Genomic DNA, 17,658 nt, shown 5'->3' on the forward strand with positions numbered 1-17,658 from the left:
GGTGGTTAAATTTTGTTCTCGCTATAAGCGTTTTAGGCGCGGCGAGGTGTGTGCCGCCTAGTCATTCTAAGCAAATACACCTCAACAAAGCATAAAACGCTTAGAGTACGGGACGCGCAGTCGAACCCTTCGGGCAGCGTTTGTGGGGAATTTCTGCTGCGTTATCGGCTTCTCATGTAGGCGAGCTACACATCGAAGCCTCTGCCTTGCATAAAATCCCCACAAACTGCTGCAAAAATCATCACTAAAGGTCAACAGCCCCTAATAGCTTGCTCTTTTTGATTGTGACGCCAATACCTTCCTAGCAAAGATAAACAGCCCCTAGCGTTTTCCTTTCATAAATCCCGCTTTCTGTGCAGATTGGTATAGATTTCAGCGCTATGCTCATGACATCCAATTCGTATTGTTCAACTTATCAAGGATGTGATCATGAGAGTGATTCGAAGCGCGAAGTTCACCGCGGAGAATGCCTGGGGAGCGATGGATATCGCCAATATGAACGGTATCACCACCAGACTGCACTGGACTGACAAACCCTACAAATGGCACATCAACGAAGGCGAGGAAGTCTTTGTGGTGCTGAACGGCATGGTTGAAATGCATTTTCGCGAGGAAGGTGACGAGAAGTCTGTAATGCTTCAGGCTGGCGATATTTTCTACGCTTCTGAAGGCACAGAGCACGTTGCCAAACCTTTGGGTGAAGCACGGGTGTTGGTGATTGAAACCGATGGCAGTGTGTAATTCTTTCCTCTGAATTTCCTTCCTGACGGGTGTTTGTCGCATGGATGACGCCCCGGTTTGATAAACGACTAAATCACGCTAACCTACTGTTTTAAAAGTACTGTCATGTATGTGTCGGGTGAATGACGTTCCTGACAACAAGGAAAGTTCGGTAAATTTTGAAGCGTTCACAGCGAAAAGGAAAAACAAGATGATTGTCAGGAAATTACGATTGCAGCGCGGCTGGTCGCAAGAGCAACTTTCTGAAATGAGCGGTCTCAGTGTCCGCACCATTCAGAGAATTGAACGTGGCGATAAAGCAGGTCTGGAATCGCTGAAGTCTCTGGCGGCTGTCTTTGAAATCCAAGTTTCAGACCTTCAAAAAGAACCGGAGCCCGACATGACAGAAGAAGTGAAATACACCGCCGAAGAAGAACGTGTGATTAATCAGGTACGGGAAATTAAAGGGTTTTATTCCCACCTGACCACCTACGTGCTGGTGATAGGATTGCTGTTTGTGATCAACTTCCTCACCAGTCCAGGTTACATTTGGGCATGGTGGCCAGCGATGGGCTGGGGTATTGGTATTACTGTCCACGCTTTAAGCTCATTCGAAATCCTGAACTTCTTCGGCCCAGATTGGGAAAAGAAACAGATCGAAAAGCGTCTCGGTCGCAAGCTTTAATCTCACTCCACAAACTGCTGCAAAAATCATCACCAAAGGTCAACAGACTCTAGCATTTTGCTGGCCTTTTGCTTTTCTAACCCTAACAACTCCGACCTCATCTTGTTGAACCCACTTGGTGCAGTTTTTCTCGCTAATGACACACTTGCCATTTGCCGAAACCGGTTTCGTTAAATAGTTTTTAAATTATCAGTACGGAACAAGGTGGTTTATGACGTTCAATCAGAGGGTGTCAGCAGTGGGTCGAGGTGTACGTGAGAAACGTCCCACGATCAACGAACTATCCAAGGCATTGGGGCTTTCCAAAGGCACGGTTTCCCGTGCACTCAATGACTATCCTGACATTTCTCCGATAACCAAACAGCGCGTTCGTGAAAAAGCCAAGGAAATGGGATACCGCGCGCTCAGCTATGCGCAGGCAATCAAAACCGGGCAGGTTTGCGCCATTGGATTGGTATTGAACCTTGGTAGTGACAATGCCCACAGACCCTTCCTGACCAACTTTATTGATGGTATCAGTCGGGCGGTGAGCCGCCAGAACTGGACGTTAACTGTTGCGACCGCTAATGGCGAAAAAGATGAATTGCTAACGCTTCGTCGCCTGATAGAAGAGCACAAAGTGGACGGATTCATCCTCCCTAGAAGTAAAGCGCATGACCCGCGTATTGCCCTGCTAAAGGAAGAGGGCGTGCCCTTTGTGATTTTTGGCCGCTCGCAGGATTTGGATAACGTCAGTTTCTTCGATATCCGTGGTGAAGCCGCGATGCTCGAATCGGTTCAGGTTCTCGCTAGGCGCGGCCATAAGCGCATTGCCTTTGTGAATGGTGGCGATGAATACAACTACAGCCATTTGCGGGAAGACGGTTTCCGCCAGGGCATGCAATTGTCCGGTCTGGAAGTGGATGAAAGTCTGTTGCTGCGGGGCGGCATTACCAAGGCGGCAGGACAAAGATTAGGTGAGGAATTACTTTCTCAAAGCGAACCGCCCACTGCGATTGTCTGTGCGCTTGATATTGCGGCTCTCGGGGTCTATCGCGCTGCCTCAGAGCGCGGGATTGAGATAGGAAAAGATCTGGCAGTGATTGGTTATGACGGTCTGCCTGAAAGCGAATTCGCCTCGCCACCACTCACAACGTTTTCTGTCGACATGCGTTATTCAGGCGAGCAGTTGGCGACGCTGCTGCTTCGTCAAATCAATGGGGAGCGGCCGGAAGATCTCCGAAAGCTGGTGAATGCCCAATTGATAAAGCGCCTGTCCCATGGAATCAAGTAATAGTAAGGAAAGTGAGCACATACTACGCTTTAGTAAACAGCGGGTATTAGACGACGTAATGAACGCGCACAAAAAGGAGTAAACCATGAACAATCAGCAGACTGGCAAGCGCCGTTGGCTGGCGGGTATCGTGATAACAGCGATGTTTGGCGCCTCATCGGTATATGCCGACTCCATCCGGTTCTGGACAACAGAAGAGCAGCCAGAGCGTCTGGAGCGTCAACAAGAGATGGCGAAAGACTTCGAAAAGCTGACCGGTACCAAGGTTGAAGTGATTCCGGTGACTGAGAGTGATCTCGGTACCCGTGCGACAGCAGCTTTCTCTGCAGGTGATCTGCCTGACGTGATTTACCACACTTTGCAATACTCCCTCCCATGGTCAGAAGCCGGTATTCTGGATGCGGATGCTGCCACAGAAGTGATTGAAGAGCTGGGTATGGATACGTTCGCGCCGGGTGCACTGGAAATGGCGACGGTTGAAGATGGTTACGCGGCAGTGCCTGTCGATGGGTGGACGCAGATGATCGTTTACCGCAAAGACCTGTTTGATGCCAACAAACTGGCCGCGCCGGATTCCTATGAAAACGTGCTGAAAGCGATCGAAAAACTTCATAACCCGCCAAACATGTTCGGCTTTGTGGCGGCGACTAAGGTGGACGAAAACTTCATGAGCCAGGTGCTTGAGCATGTTTTCCTCGCCAATGGCGTGACGCCAGTAAACAAAGACGGCATTCAGCAACTGGATAAGAAGAAAACCATCGAAGTGCTGGAATTCTACAAAGCGATTGCTGATGCCTCGCCAGATGGTGAGCTCTACTGGAAGCAATCCCGCGAGCTTTATTTTGGCGGCAAAGCAGCGATGATCATCTGGTCTCCATTCATTCTTGATGAGCTGGCAGGTCTGCGTGACAGCGCGCCACCAACGATTAATGACGATCCAACCAGTCGCGAGTTGGCTTCGAAAACCGGTATCGTGACCCGTTTCTCTGGTCCATCTAATCCGGAAGGTGCCGCATGGGGTGATGTACGTTACTTCGGTATCACGACAGATGCAGACATCGACAATGCCATGGCTTTCGTCCGTTATTCCATGAGCGATGGTTACACCAATACATTGTCGATTGCGCCAGAAGGCAAGTTCCCGGTTCGCCGCGGTACTGAAGATAACGCAACGCTCTATACCGAGGCGTGGTCAAAACTGCCGGTTGGCGTTGACCGTAAAGCGCCGCTGTCTGAGCTGTATGAAGCCGAGATGATTGATGAAATCGTTGGCGGCTTGAACAACGCACAGCGTTGGGGTGTGGCAGAAGGCCAACTGGCGCTGGCATCAAAAGTCATCAATAGCCAAGTGATCAACCGACTGGTACGCGAATACATCGACGGTACGCGTGATGCCTCTGCCACGGTCGATGCCATGAATAAAGCACTGGCTGAGCTTTACTAAGCGACGCATTCATTCCCGAACACAATCACCCAACGGGAGCGGAGAAATCCGCTCCTGACGGGGAAGTCATATCCAAGGAACTGGGATGAGCGAATCAATTAACACTGTAAAACCTGAGCCGCCCAAGGGTGTCGGACCGCTGCAAAAACGGGAAACCCGGCTGGCATGGGGCCTGTTGTCGCCCACGTTGATTTCGGTCGCGCTGGTGGTTCTGCTTCCATTGCTGTCTATCTTTTGGATCAGTGCCAAGCCGATAGAATTGGCCGATTTGCGCCCTGTAGAACCGAATGTCTATGAGCGCTTCCGCGGCAAGCCAAAAGCGGCGGGCGATGAAATCAAAATCGAATACCGTCTGACAAACCGCTCGAAAGAGAAGGTGATCGAGAGCGTCACGCTGCGTGATGTGCTCCCAGAAGGTCTTACCGCACAATCTGTACCTGAAAACTGCACCCTGAATGGCCGCGAGATTTTCTGTGAACTGGGAGATTGGGAGCCGGGCTATAAAGAGCGTATGCAAATCCCGGTTGTGGTCGAAGAAGCCTATATCGCCAACCCCGTGGGAATGCGTGATTATCCGGCAGAAATGGCAGGTATCAGTAGTTCAGACCTCTTTAATACCAGCTTCACGTTCGACAACTTCACCAAGGTGTTCGACAGTGATGAGTTTGTCGAAGTCCTCTGGGTGACCATTTTCTACACAGTTTTCGGCACCATTGGCGCACTTGTCGTCGGTATGATGGCGGCGCTTCTGCTTAATAAAACATTCAAAGGTCAGGGTTTCATTCGTGGCTTAATGCTTTTCCCCTATGTTGCGCCCGTGATTGCCGTTGCCTTTACCTGGGTGACACTGTTTGACCCGTTTTCCGGTTCGGCCAATGCGCTTTTGATTCAAATGGGTGCAATCACTGAACCCATCAACTTCTTCGGCGAAAAGCCGTTGGCACTGATCAGCGTAACAGTGTTTGAGATCTGGCGTTACTTCCCACTCTCCTTCCTGTTCATTCTGGCAAGAATGCAGTCGATAGACGCTGACATGTACGAAGCTGCTCGGATGGATGGCGCGTCGCCCTTCCAGCAATTCTGGTATCTCTCGATTCCACAGTTGCTTGGCATTCTGTCGGTTCTTTTCCTGCTGCGTTTTATCTGGACCTTCAACAAGTTCGACGACATCTTCCTGCTCACCGGCGGTAATGCCGGGACGCGAACACTGACGGTGAATGTGTATGAGCAAGCCTTTGCACTTTCGAACATTGGCGCGGGTGCAGCCGTGGCCGTGGTGATCTTCGTCTGCTTGCTGATTTTTTCGTTCTTCTTCTTCCGCTATGTCAGCCGTGAGGAGGGTTTATGATGACGGCTTCAGAAAAACGCTGGTATCGCCAGGCAGACTTGGTTGCCGCATTCATCGGCGCTGGCTGGGGCATCAGCGCCGCCATTACCGTGACGGTGGCGCTGGCATTGATGACCGGTGCGGGTGTGGCACCTTATGTGTGGATTTCCCTGCTGGCTGGTGCAGTGTGCGCAGTGTATGTGCTTCGCATGCAACACCGTCTTGAAGGTACGTCTTTGGTGGTCAGCGCCACCACCGTCTATTTGCTGATATTCATGGTGCTGACACTTGGCACACCGTTCACTATTTCGTTGGCTGAGCATACGTCGTCGCAGGCTGTGGCATTTGTTGTCATGGCACTTTTCACCGTCTGGCCGCTCTCTCGCATGCTGGTGGAAACCCCTGAGGGATGGCTGGATCGCCATGAATTTGAAAGTGCGATCATCAACTTCATGTATTGGTTCGGCTACCTGTTTTTCATCATCATCGTGGCAGTGCCTTTCTATGTGATGGTGATGACCAGTTTGAAAAGCCAGCAAGCGCTGCTCGCCAATCCACTCGATTTCAGCCTGGATCTCGACAAAGGATTGGGTCTGTTCCGCTCTTATGTCGAACTCTTTGAGCAGTTCAATTTCGGCGAATACCTGCTGACTTCCTTCAGCGTGTCGTCGCGACCGTGATTGTCACGTTGCTGTTCAGCGTGCCAGGGGCTTATGCCGTTGCCCGACTTCGTTTCCGCGGTCAAGCGGCGATGTCGCGCTCGATTCTGCTGATTTACATGGTGCCGATGATTGTCCTTGCGCTGCCCATCTATATCGGATTCAGCATGTTGGGCCTTCGCAATTCCCTGTTTGGCATTCTGTTGATTTATCCGGTGACCACGATTCCTGTGGCGCTCTATATGCTGCAGGGCTACTTCCGCGGATTGCCGGCAGAAGTGGAAGAGGCGGGTCTGATGGATGGACTGTCGCGACTCAAAGTGATTCTGAAAATCACGCTGCCACTCAGTTTGCCTGCCATGGCATCGGTATCGCTGTACGTCTTTATGATCGCGTGGAACGAGTTCCTGCTTGCTTTCATGCTGCTCGACGATCCGTCCAAATTCACTCTGACCCGCGGGGTCGCCATGCTCAACAGCTCGGAAATACCCCGTCAGCATTTGATGGCTGGGGCAGTGATTGCCACCGTGCCTATCATGATGATTTTCCTGGGTCTTGAGCGGTTTATGGTGAAAGGCCTCACAGCGGGATCGGTGAAATAACGATACGCCCAAAGGCGCGAGATTCGCGGTAAAGCGCCTTTCGGCCAACAGCTTAAAATTTTGGGAATTTGATTATGGAAGCTCTGGATAAACAAGCCATCGACATACTGACAGATAACGATCGAGGCGGTTACACCATACCAACGGCGGGTTTATACCCGTATCAGTGGAACTGGGATAGCGCCTTTGCGGCATTGGGCTTTTCAACCTTCGATTTACCGCGCGCCTGGCAGGAAATTGAAACCTTACTGACTGCCCAGTGGGATAACGGCATGGTGCCGCACATTGTTTTCCACCAACCCGATGAAGGTTACTTTCCGGGGCCGGAGGTCTGGGGTGGAAAAGGGCCAATTGCGTCGTCAGGCATCAGCCAACCGCCATTGGTGGCAACCTTTGCGCGCAAGATTTATCAGCGTGACGAAGCGTTAGGTCTGGAGAAACTTAAAGCCATTTATCCAGCGTTGGTCGAATGGCACCGCTGGTACATGGCTTGCCGCGCGGAATCGGGTGTCGTGGCAAGCACGCACCCTTGGGAGAGTGGCCGAGATAACGCGCCTGATTGGGATGAAGCCTCAGAAGCCATTGATATCTCCAATGTCGGTGAATACCAACGTCGTGATACGTCTCATGTGGATGCATCGATGCGCCCGACCAAGCTGGATTACGACCGCTATCTGTCGCTTTTGTACTTAGGGCGTGACTGCGGCTGGGATGAGAAGGTGATAGAGCAAACCAGTCCTTTCCGGGTCGCTGATCCCAGCCTGCATTTCACCTTGCTTCGTGGCCACCGCGATTTGGCGGAGATCGGAAAATTGTTAGGTGAAGATGTCTCCGAGATTGATGGTTGGATCTCTACGCTGGAAGAAGGCTGCAAACAAATCTGGAACAGTGAGATGAATGCATTCGACAGCGTGAATCTGCGAAACGGCAAGTTCGCGGGAAGCCTGTCCAATGCCTCTTTTCTTTGTTGGTATGCAGGCATTGAAAGCCCGGAAATGGTCGGTCACCTTGAGCGGATTCTCGGAAATGGGCATTACATCGTGCCGAGCTATGACCCGGCAGGGGAGAAATACGACGCAATGCGCTATTGGCGCGGCCCTGTATGGGCGATCATGAACGCGCTCATTGGCTGGGGACTGGAAGAGCAAGGACACGTGACGCTGGCGAGAGCAGTGCGCCAGCAGACCGCGGGTTTGATTTCAAATTATGGCTTCGCCGAATACTTCAATCCGGACAACGGAACGCCGGCAGGCGGCGGGCACTTTACTTGGACAGCAGCCGTTTGGCTTTCCTGGTCGCTGTCTGACTTAGCAGGAGGCTGACATGGGCTCAATTCAACTGAACAAAGTCGAAAAATGGTATGGCGACACGCAGGTCATCAAGGGAATCGACCTCTCTGTAGACGAGGGCGAGTTGGTGATTTTTGTTGGGCCTTCGGGTTGTGGCAAATCTACGCTGCTCCGGATGATTGCCGGGCTGGAGGAAACCAGCCGCGGACAGATCTTGATTGACGGCACTGACATGACAGATCAACCGCCAGCCAAACGCGGTTTGACCATGGTATTTCAGAGCTATGCCCTGTATCCACACATGACAGTGCGCGACAACATGGGTTTTAGCCTGAAAACCCAAGGGCGTCCGCAGTCTGAAATCGACGAAAAAGTGAATTACGCGGCGCAGGTGCTCAAACTTGAGGATTATCTCAACCGTCGTCCAAGGCACCTTTCCGGTGGTCAGCGACAGCGCGTGGCGATTGGGCGCTCTATTGTGCGTGACCCAACAGCGTTCTTGTTTGATGAACCGCTGTCGAATCTGGACGCGGCGCTGCGTGTGGAAATGCGTTACGAAATTGCCAAGCTTCACCAGTCTTTGCAATCCACCATGATTTACGTGACACACGATCAGGTAGAAGCGATGACCCTTGCCGACAAAATTGTTGTGCTGCAAGGTGGTGTGATTGAGCAGATTGGTAGCCCGAAAACGCTATACGATCACCCTGCGAACCTGTTTGTCGCGCAGTTTATCGGTAGCCCTAAGATGAACATCATGCCCTGCGTGACAGAAGGGGGAGAATATGGGCTGGCAGGCGGCAAGGGCGGGACGTATCCGCACTCACGTTCTGCAACTCAGCTTGGCATCCGTCCAGAGGCCATAAATCTGGTTTCTCCGGAAGAAGGTAACTGTCAGGGCATCGTAGATGTGACTGAATACCTTGGTGCGGATATCTATGTAGTTGTTGATTGTGGTGAGCTCGGCAAAATAACCGTTCGCACCGATGGGGAAAGCGAGGTAAGAGCTGGCGACAACGTGGGTCTCCAGTTCCATACCAATAAGCTGCACTTCTTCGACGCGGAAGGATTATCTGTCGCGCAATCATGATCAAGTGTCTTCGGTTTTTCGAGTTTACTGAAGGCACACATTCTCCATTTGATGCAGTTCTTTCTTCCAGTGAACTGCAAAACACTCCCCCGGCATTTTCTCCTTGGATGCCGGGCTTTTTTTGCCACTTCAGTGGCAGAAAAGTACTGATATTCTTACTCATCTCACTTCATAAACAAATTTATCATGATTAATTGAATAGCCTTTCTCTAAGTCAGGGAAACACACTGACTGATATGGATAAAAATAAAAGGATATTTGATGAATCTTAAACATCTAAAAAGAGATATAGGGATTGTGACGAGCCTTGGCGTGGCGCTTTTTTCTGCAACGGCATTGGCAGGAAATTATACGGCAAAGGATTTTCCCGATGGGCAATTGCCGAATGACGACAACAACATCACGTTTACGACTTACAACGGAAACTGGGTGGGCGAGATAAAATTCCCCACAATGCCTCAGGACAAAACCATTGTGAATCTGGTTTCCAAGGCGGGTTATACCTCTTCAATCAGTCATGACTCTCTGGATTTTGAAACCGTTTATCTCTACACCAATGACTCGGTGACGTTCCGCTATGATGCTGCCACCAAAGCGTGGGGTATGGACATGGATTTCCAGACGCCAAACAAGGTGGGGGATACCATCAAGAACGATGCGGGACAGCGTTTTGTTCGCTATCACATGTACAACAGTAACTGGACGCGGGCGGTGAAACTGCCTGAAACCGTTAATCAGCTTCAGGGCATAGTGATCACGTCCAACGCGTCGTGGACATCACGCATTGATGAAGCGCAATTGGGAACCAAGAGTACGGCTTCGATCCGAACCAAAGACAAATACGTGTTGGTCTACAACAAGCAGTATAAAAAATGGTTCTTTAAGTCTGCACCGGAGCGCTTTATCAATGCGCGTGATATTAAAGACGGTGTGGTGCCAACCCCCTACTCACCGATGACAGTGGTGCAGTTTGCCAATGCTAATTACATCGGCAACATTTCGTTGCCCAGACAGGGCAAGGAGGGGGACACCGTGGCCATTCGCTCCCGCGCTGACTGGAATGCCACCATTATGAATACCCGTACCAATGTGGGCGCGCCTCTGACGCTCAGAAACGGTCAGGAGTATGTGTTTGTTTATCGTGGTGACCGAAATCTGTGGAGCTTGTATAAGAGCCCTGAAGTACGCCTGAATGCAAGAGATGTGAAAAACGGTGAGCTCAACATCACTGCGCCTGATACGCACGTTTACTTTTCTAATGCCAATTGGGTTCGGGATTTGAAATTGCCAAACCGTGGCGAAGGCACCCGTGTTCACGTGAAAACGGATGCCGCTTGGTCGTTTGTGGTATCTGGGCAGGGTATGAGCCCCAACAGACTGTACCGTGGCGAATGGGCAACCTTTGTCGTCAATGGCAGTGGAAACTGGGAGCGGGAAACCGTCACCATCGATTTGCTGGCCTACTACAGCCATCGAAACGTGCAGAAAATTGGCGAAACCAAATCACGTGCTCGTTTGGTGGAAGGCTTCGTGAAAACCAATGAAGCGCTGTTGAATTCAGGGGCAAATTTCCGTTTCCGCATGGTTTCTCTTGAGAAATTCCAGACGCCGGATACCTGGCTGAGACTTGGTGATGTGCTGCGCGAAATACGCTCAAACCCAGTTGCCCAGCAACGACGTGATGCCCTGAAAGCGGACGCGATTTACTATGAGGGTACAGAAAGTGGTTGCGGCTTAGCGTATGTGAAATCCAGCCGTTTCAACATGGTGGCGTCGGGCTCGCTGAACTGTGGCACCAATGTTATGCGCCATGAACTGGGACATAACATGGGATTGAATCATGGTGTACTGACGCCGGATTTGGCACGCAATATCGCGGTTGGTTACTCTGCAGAACGCACTGTGATGGGTGGCAATGCTATCCCGTATTTTTCGACGCCGGAAAAGCTTTCTCCGAATACCAAACTGCCGCTGGGTTTTGAGAACCAGATCGACGGTGTGAAAGCGATGAATAACTTCTCGAAGCAGGTGTCGGGATACAATTAAGCTGTTTCCTTTGTATAGAAAAAGCCCTCCAACGTTTGGAGGGCTTTTTGTTGGTTAAATTTCCACGTCGGTTTCTGCGTGCACCTGTGTCACTTTTACCTTGGCGACACGATTGTGCTTAACCTTAAGGACCTCAAAGCGCCAGCCTTGATGGACTAGCACCTCTCCCTCGCCAGGCACCCGCTCGGCCAACCAACTCAACATGCCATTTAGGGTTTGGAAACCTTCGACTTCTTCGCCCTCCAAAGTCGAAACCCCAAGCCGGTCTTTTAACTCGTTCAAAGGGATCAACGCATCCATCACCCAACCACCTTCTTCCAGAGTCTGCGCCCACAAATCCTGTGGAGAGAGCGAGAGTTCACCGGCAATTGCTTCCAGCAAATCATAGTGGGTAACCAGCCCTTGAATATCGCCGTATTCATCAACAATAAACGCCATTTCTGCCCCTTGGCGCTGCATGTAATCGAGCAGCGTTAGTCCTTTCATCGACTCTGGCACATACATAGGGCGTTTAAGCAATTTGGCAATGACGGCGGTATTGATGTCGCCGACATGGTTCAGCAGCAGTTTCGAAGAAACCGTGCCGATGACGTTATCCAGATTGCCACGACAGAGAGGGAAAACGCTGTGTTTGGTACTGCGAATACGTGCCAGTACCTGATCGACAGGCTGGTTGATGTCGAGATAATCGATGTCGCGGCGTGGTGTCATCAGCGAGCTGACCAGTCGATCATTGAGGTGCAGAATGTTGCGGATCATGGTCTGTTCACGTGGCTCTATCGCGCCCGATTCCGAACCTTCATTGAGGATGGCCTGAATATCATCTTCTGTCACCGCTTCTTCGCTGTCTTCGCGCACACCAAGACTTTTCAGCAATGTTTGCGTTGAGACGCTCAGCGCCACCACAAATGGGCGGGTAATAATAGAAATCCAGCGGATGGGACGAGCAACCAGAACGGCGATAGCTTCGGCATGAGATTGTGCAATACGCTTTGGCACCAGCTCGCCCACGACGATGGCAAAGTAGGTGATGCCCAACACCACGCAAGCGGTGGATAGGTAATCTGCCGTTTCGATGTGCATGCCAGCTGAAACAAGAAACTCTGCGAAAGGTTTGGAGAGGGTGGCTTCACCAACAATACCGCTCAAAAGCCCGATAACCGTGATGCCGATTTGGATAGTAGAAAGAAAAGTGTTGGGGTTTTCTTTGAGGGAAAGCGCCACTGAGGCGGCCTTTCGGGTTTCCGCCATGCGTTTCAGTCGGCTGGTCTTAGCGGCGACAAGCGCAATTTCCGACATGGCAAACAAGCCATTAATCACAATTAAAGCAGCGAGCAGTAATACGTCCATATTGTCCTGAATCTAATGAAGAAGTCAGCTTCAGAATATGCCGCATTCGCATCTGGAAATGTGATTAATCACTGTATTTTAAATGAAGATCAGGAGGCGACAACGCGCCCCCTGCCCCGCTTTTAAATGGCGTTCCAGTTACTCAGTTCAACACAGCGGCCTTCATACAAAACCTGACTGTCCGGTGTTTCGCCAATGGTAACGATCAGCTCTGAACTGTTTTTCAGTTGTTGCCATTCTGCGGGGGAAAGAAAACGCGTGTCGTTGATGTTTCTCAGCGTGTCGATGCGGGTCACTTCTCCGCTTTCTTTGTCCCGCATCCACACAGTGGCCGTTTCCGGCGGCAACTCCGATTCGCGCAGGTTCCGCTGCAGACGCAGTGTCGACTTCGCATCTCCTAATCCGCGATACGCCACAATGGCAAACAGGTTGTGTTCTTGTTCAGAGGACATCAAAGCAAAGTAGTTAGCAGGCTGAACAATAATCGGCCCTTTCTTTGGAGCCTCTGGAGGCATGATGCTCGGACTAATCAGCACACCCATCACCAGCGAAAAGGCCAGTGATAAAGGCATGATGACCGCTTTCCACCAAGGCGCTTTCGCGGCAGTTCTGGCTACTTCACGTTGGGGGTTAACGGCGGCGTCGATATTGCGCCAAACCCGCTCAGGCGGTTGGGCAAACTCCCACTCTAAATGTGCATCGATAGAAGGGGTGATACCGGCAAAATGCTGCTGCCAGTGCTCAATGTGTTCCCACCAACTTGGGTCCTGATTCATCAAACATTCCAGACGACGCTGGACGTTGGGTGTGAGCGTGCCGAGGACATATTCTGCGGCGAGCCTGTCTCTTAACTCCGTGGATTGGTAGCGCTTGGCAACGGTTAATTTAGGCATCGCTTCAGCTCCATCAGTCCGCGTCGAATCCAGGATTTCACTGTTCCCAGTGGTGATTTTACATGTTCGACAATTTCTTCATGACTCATGCCGTGCTCATAGGCGAGGACGATGACACTGCGCTTTTCTGGTGTGAGGGCCTGCAGGCAGTAGCTTAGCTTCTGGTATTCGGGATGCGCGCCGTTTTCCAGCGTTGCCAGACCTTTGTCGGCCTCTGACATGGGGTCAGAGACCGATACTTCCTTTGAGTAGCGCGCCTTTCTCAGTTCATCAATGGCGAGGTTACGCATACTCTGGCATAGCCAGGCCCAAGGGTATTCAATAGGGTAGCTGTACTGTCTGAACCAGAGTTTCAGAAACCCCTCCTGCAGTAAGTCTGCAGCCAATCCTTCGTCTTTGACGATGGATACCAGCAAATGATAAAGACGTGAACCAGTAAGCGAATAGAGCGCTTCAAAAGCGCTCCTATCTTTCAGGGCAATGCGGGAGAGTAGCTCACCGACTTCCTTGGTATCGAGACTCAAATATCACCTCTCCGTTGAGCGGATAACACCATCGCGCTCTTTTCCTTATCTATTCATAGTATTCGACAGCGCAAAATATTGGTGTCAGATAAAGAGACGAAGATGGAATGCGTTTCGGATGCAGCTTACTGAAAGTTTTTTGTCAGAGTGAGCTTAGGCCAGATATTCAGCCAGTTTTTCTGAAGTACACGTTGCTGGTATATCGTGAATTCACGTTTGGAGTTTGGCGTGATTTTTAGCGCGAAAAGAGACTCAAATCCGAAAGAGGAAACACACTCTAGTACGCCATCGTCAGTGAGCCGGACAGCCACAGCGGTCTCCTGCTCTGGCCAAAAACTCATGGCATCCAAGATATCCCGATAAGGCTGATCACCATTTCTCGTGTGAATTCTTGCTTGATTACGCACCTGCCAGTTAAGGGATGGCATCAAAGCATTTAACGTCGCCTCATATGCCAGATAGGCAAGCTCATCAGTTTCATTTTCATTGAAATAAATCACATCCACATCATTGAGCGGGGTCGCGTTTTCTTTGTGGTGTAGGCGATCCCAAACCATATTCCGGACAAAGCCCGCGGCAAGATAACCGCTGGGTAAGTTGAGAGAGTGAACCGCCTTGATCGCCTGCATGCGTAAGGCGTCTTCTTGAATCCAGTCAATGATGGTTTGCATGATGGTAGAGAATAAAAAATGACTAATGTGGATATATTAACACTGAAGTCGGTAAAGAATGTTAGCCATGTATACCCAAGCAACCTGAAGATGCTCGCATTCAGAGGTCATCAATGCGTTCAATTCAAGGCAAATTTCGCGAGGAATAGTCATTCTATTTCCGTGGAATTTAACGAAGAAGTGGGCCATGGATTGTTTAGGTATTTTTCATTCTATTTTAATTGAAGCTAAATACTGTTTTGGATTAGTGGATAGCTATATCTCCAATTCTGGACATAGGAATCGAGTGAAAAGAGACTGGAAGTTTTCTGGGAGTAAGGTTTAGAAAGCTGAAAAGCCGATCAGAATCCAGTACAGATTGAAGCATTTCTTAGAGTGAAGAAAAATAAATAGAGCCCACTAAGGGCTCCACTTTTTATGCGTTAGCAGTGAGGCTCTGCACTATTTCTATTTTAGCCTTCGAGGATACTTGCTCGCTCTAAGACATGATAGGGACAAAAGAAAACGGACTTAATTAAGCCACACATCGCATATTGCATCTGTCCATGTGTTTCTTAATTTAGTGCTCACTTCATTATCAAACAGTAAGCCTTCAATTGAGTCGACGTCGCATCGGTCCCGATATTTCTCAAAGATTTCACGGGTTACGCATTGCGCCTCATTTCTCAGCGCGTCGCTGATAGAGTCGCCCACGCGCAGTTGTCCCAATACGTCTACTGCTTGCATGTATTCTAAGTCCATGTTCCCTCCCCTTTCGGGAAATATTCCACTAATACCAATGTGCCAAGTGTGTAACAAAAAGACAGATGTCTACTTGTTAATAATTGTTGTATTAATAGTTGGCGCATATCTAAAGTTTCGTCAACTATTTTTGTCAAATTAATATTATGGGTGTTTTTAACGTGAGACGAGTTATTGAGGGTTTATGCGCGTAATTGCATCTCCAGATCTTTATCTTAATTATGCCGGATGAAGAGAATAGGAAAAGAAGTGAAATTTTGAGGAAGGTTTGATGAGCTTTGTTACCAAACGGAATCTTGTAATTATTACATATTCATGAAAGCCCTGCAGATTAGCAGGGCTTTGGGAAAATGAATAAAACAATTAGTCTTCGGATGTCGCGCCAATTTTGTGGATAGCCAAGTCAGCACCGTTATATTCGTCTTCTTCGCTCAGGCGAATACCCGCTGCTTTTTCAGCCAGAGTATAAACAATCCAGCCACCAACGAATGCCACGACCACACCGGCAACGGTACCGATTATCTGAGCCATCAGGCTAACGCCACCAAGACCGCCCAGCGCTTCTGAACCGAAAATGCCCGCTGCGATACCACCCCAAACACCACATACGCCGTGCAGTGGCCAAACACCCAGCACATCGTCAATTTTGAAGCGGTTTTGGATAAGGGTAAACAGCCAAACGAACAACACGCCAGCCACACCGCCAGTAATCAGTGCGCCGATTGGGTGCATCAAATCAGAACCCGCACATACCGCGACTAAGCCCGCCAGCGGACCATTGTGTAGGAAGCCTGGGTCATTCTTACCTGCAATGAGGGAAGTGACGATACCGCCAACCATCGCCATCAGGGTGTTGACGGCAACCAATCCACTGATGCCGTCCATGGTTTGTGCAGACATCACGTTAAAGCCAAACCAGCCTACTGTCAGGATCCATGCGCCAAGTGCCAAGAACGGAATATTAGAAGGTGCAAAGGCAATCAGCTTGCCACCGCGATAACGGCCTTGACGTACGCCAAGAATCATAATGGCTGCCAGCGCAATCCATCCGCCAACAGCGTGAACCACGACCGAACCAGCGAAATCATGGAAAGGCGCACCAAAGGTTGCTTCTAACCAATCCTGAAAACCAAAATTACCGTTCCAGATCAGCCCTTCGAAAAATGGATAAACAAAAGCAACAATGGCTGCGGCAGCAATCAACATAGGATAGAACTTAGCGCGCTCTGCGACACCGCCGGAAATGATGGCTGGAATCGCCGCGGCGAAAGTCATCAAGAAGAAGAACTTCACCAACTCGTAACCATTCCCTTCTGAAAGGACGCTGGCACTGCTGAAGAAGTTGACGTCATAGGCAACCCAGTAACCAATGAAGAAATAGGCGAGGGCTGAGAAGCCGAAGTCGGACATGATTTTCACCAGGGCATTAACCTGATTGCGATGACGGACGGTACCCACTTCCAAAAAGGCAAAGCCTGCGTGCATTGCCAAAACCATGATGGCACCGATCAGAATAAAGAGCGTGTTCGCGCTTTCTGACAGCGTTTGAATCGCGCTACTAATATTTTCCACGTTGTAATTCCTCTACTTCCTTGAGATTGCTTTCCTTGCTGAAGAGTTGCTTCTTCAGGACGCAGGGGAATAAGCACAAATCGTGCCCGCATGAACCAAGGGTGTGCATTGCGGCGCTAATTAAGTGCGAAATGTTTTTAATTTATTGATATTTAATAAATTAAATATGCACCATAAAGAAGCTCTCTATCCTTCTATCTCTTAATCTAATGCATAGAAATGCTTCATGATGGTGCGGTGGTGCAATAGATATGCACCATGAAAGTGCGATAATTTTGAACTGAACAGAGTTTAAGGCAGGTAGTTGGTATTTCATTCTTTCTGTCTATATATCTGTCCATAAAAAAGACAAATAGAACAGATTATCAATGAGTTAACTTATATTTAATCAATTGTGCATTAGTGTGGAGAATCATAAAACCCATTAAAAACAGTATTCTATGAAAATGCCTTGCCAGTTGTCTAAATTCTGCCCATTATGGATGGGTGTTTAATTTTTATGACATGTTAAGGAGTGAAATGAAAGAACATACGTTCACATTGGGTAGGCGTGCAATTCTTGATGTTAACGCACCAGAATACCATTGGGTGCAAATGCTTCATGCCGATGGCATGGAAAAAGAGGCCATAAATACCACTATTATTCGGTGCTTGGGTGGCAACCCACAAATCGCAGATGTTTTTAGACAGGTAGCACTTAGCGAGCTTCCACCCGCAGCCTTGCTCAAACTGATTGTTCCTGAAGACTGCCATTGGGAATAACAGGCGATTC

Annotated in this window: 17 protein-coding genes; 11 read left to right on the forward strand and 6 right to left on the reverse strand. The window is 49.7% G+C overall.

What is annotated here, in order from left to right:
• Window positions 1-429: 429 nt before the first annotated feature.
• The 10 genes from G5S52_RS22355 (at window position 430) to G5S52_RS22395 (ending at window position 11,135) form a co-directional block, all read left to right on the forward strand.
• A complete protein-coding gene (locus tag G5S52_RS22355) occupies window positions 430-741 on the forward strand; it encodes a cupin domain-containing protein (protein WP_002540686.1) in 312 nt (103 codons plus the stop codon).
• A 190-nt stretch (window positions 742-931) separates the two neighbouring features.
• Window positions 932-1,405 (forward strand): 2TM domain-containing protein, encoded by a 474-nt coding sequence (locus G5S52_RS22360; RefSeq protein WP_002540687.1) that lies wholly within the window; start codon window positions 932-934, stop codon window positions 1,403-1,405.
• Between the two features lie 211 nt (window positions 1,406-1,616).
• Window positions 1,617-2,678: a LacI family DNA-binding transcriptional regulator gene (locus tag G5S52_RS22365; protein WP_165018631.1), complete on the forward strand. Its 1,062-nt coding sequence runs from the start codon at window positions 1,617-1,619 to the stop codon at window positions 2,676-2,678.
• Window positions 2,679-2,763: 85 nt separating this feature from the next.
• Window positions 2,764-4,122 (forward strand): ABC transporter substrate-binding protein, encoded by a 1,359-nt coding sequence (locus G5S52_RS22370; protein WP_165018633.1) that lies wholly within the window; start codon window positions 2,764-2,766, stop codon window positions 4,120-4,122.
• Between the two features lie 85 nt (window positions 4,123-4,207).
• On the forward strand, window positions 4,208-5,470 hold the full coding sequence (locus G5S52_RS22375; RefSeq protein WP_165018635.1) for a carbohydrate ABC transporter permease: 1,263 nt from the start codon (window positions 4,208-4,210) through the stop codon (window positions 5,468-5,470).
• Complete coding sequence (locus G5S52_RS24105; RefSeq protein ID WP_235956483.1) at window positions 5,467-6,129, forward strand: ABC transporter permease family protein; 663 nt, start codon at window positions 5,467-5,469, stop codon at window positions 6,127-6,129. Before G5S52_RS22375 ends, G5S52_RS24105 begins: the two co-directional genes overlap by 4 nt.
• Window positions 6,126-6,710 (forward strand): carbohydrate ABC transporter permease, encoded by a 585-nt coding sequence (locus tag G5S52_RS24110; RefSeq protein WP_368737493.1) that lies wholly within the window; start codon window positions 6,126-6,128, stop codon window positions 6,708-6,710. The genes G5S52_RS24105 and G5S52_RS24110 overlap by 4 nt, the downstream gene beginning before the upstream one ends.
• 74 nt (window positions 6,711-6,784) lie before the next feature.
• Window positions 6,785-8,032, forward strand: coding sequence for an MGH1-like glycoside hydrolase domain-containing protein (locus G5S52_RS22385; RefSeq protein ID WP_165018637.1), 1,248 nt, complete (start codon window positions 6,785-6,787; stop codon window positions 8,030-8,032).
• A gap of 1 nt (window position 8,033) precedes the next feature.
• Complete coding sequence (locus G5S52_RS22390; protein WP_165018639.1) at window positions 8,034-9,089, forward strand: ABC transporter ATP-binding protein; 1,056 nt, start codon at window positions 8,034-8,036, stop codon at window positions 9,087-9,089.
• 261 nt (window positions 9,090-9,350) lie between these two features.
• Entirely contained in the window at window positions 9,351-11,135 is a 1,785-nt protein-coding gene (locus G5S52_RS22395) for a zinc-dependent metalloprotease family protein (protein WP_165018641.1), read from the forward strand.
• 54 nt (window positions 11,136-11,189) lie between these two features.
• Here the strand turns inward: G5S52_RS22395 and G5S52_RS22400 are convergent, their stop codons facing one another.
• The 6 genes from G5S52_RS22400 to G5S52_RS22425 all read right to left on the reverse strand — a co-directional run bounded on the left by G5S52_RS22400 (window position 11,190) and on the right by G5S52_RS22425 (window position 16,886).
• Window positions 11,190-12,485 carry a hemolysin family protein gene (locus G5S52_RS22400; RefSeq protein ID WP_165018644.1) on the reverse strand — a complete coding sequence of 432 codons (1,296 nt, stop codon included), beginning with the start codon at window positions 12,483-12,485 and terminating at the stop codon, window positions 11,190-11,192.
• A 122-nt stretch (window positions 12,486-12,607) separates the two neighbouring features.
• On the reverse strand, window positions 12,608-13,378 hold the full coding sequence (locus tag G5S52_RS22405) for a hypothetical protein (RefSeq protein WP_165018646.1): 771 nt from the start codon (window positions 13,376-13,378) through the stop codon (window positions 12,608-12,610).
• On the reverse strand, window positions 13,366-13,902 hold the full coding sequence (locus tag G5S52_RS22410; RefSeq protein WP_165018648.1) for an RNA polymerase sigma factor: 537 nt from the start codon (window positions 13,900-13,902) through the stop codon (window positions 13,366-13,368). The genes G5S52_RS22405 and G5S52_RS22410 overlap by 13 nt, the downstream gene beginning before the upstream one ends.
• 125 nt (window positions 13,903-14,027) lie before the next feature.
• Complete coding sequence (locus G5S52_RS22415) at window positions 14,028-14,573, reverse strand: nucleotidyltransferase family protein (protein ID WP_165018650.1); 546 nt, start codon at window positions 14,571-14,573, stop codon at window positions 14,028-14,030.
• A gap of 510 nt (window positions 14,574-15,083) precedes the next feature.
• Window positions 15,084-15,314, reverse strand: coding sequence for a hypothetical protein (locus G5S52_RS22420; protein ID WP_062663216.1), 231 nt, complete (start codon window positions 15,312-15,314; stop codon window positions 15,084-15,086).
• Between the two features lie 363 nt (window positions 15,315-15,677).
• A complete protein-coding gene (locus tag G5S52_RS22425; protein WP_165018652.1) occupies window positions 15,678-16,886 on the reverse strand; it encodes an ammonium transporter in 1,209 nt (402 codons plus the stop codon).
• A 519-nt stretch (window positions 16,887-17,405) separates the two neighbouring features.
• Here G5S52_RS22425 and G5S52_RS22430 point away from each other — a divergent pair.
• Window positions 17,406-17,648, forward strand: coding sequence for a hypothetical protein (locus G5S52_RS22430; protein WP_205744031.1), 243 nt, complete (start codon window positions 17,406-17,408; stop codon window positions 17,646-17,648).
• Window positions 17,649-17,658: the final 10 nt, after the last annotated feature.

It is taken from the genome of Grimontia sedimenti (assembly GCF_011045095.1).
Classification (GTDB): domain Bacteria; phylum Pseudomonadota; class Gammaproteobacteria; order Enterobacterales; family Vibrionaceae; genus Enterovibrio; species Enterovibrio sedimenti.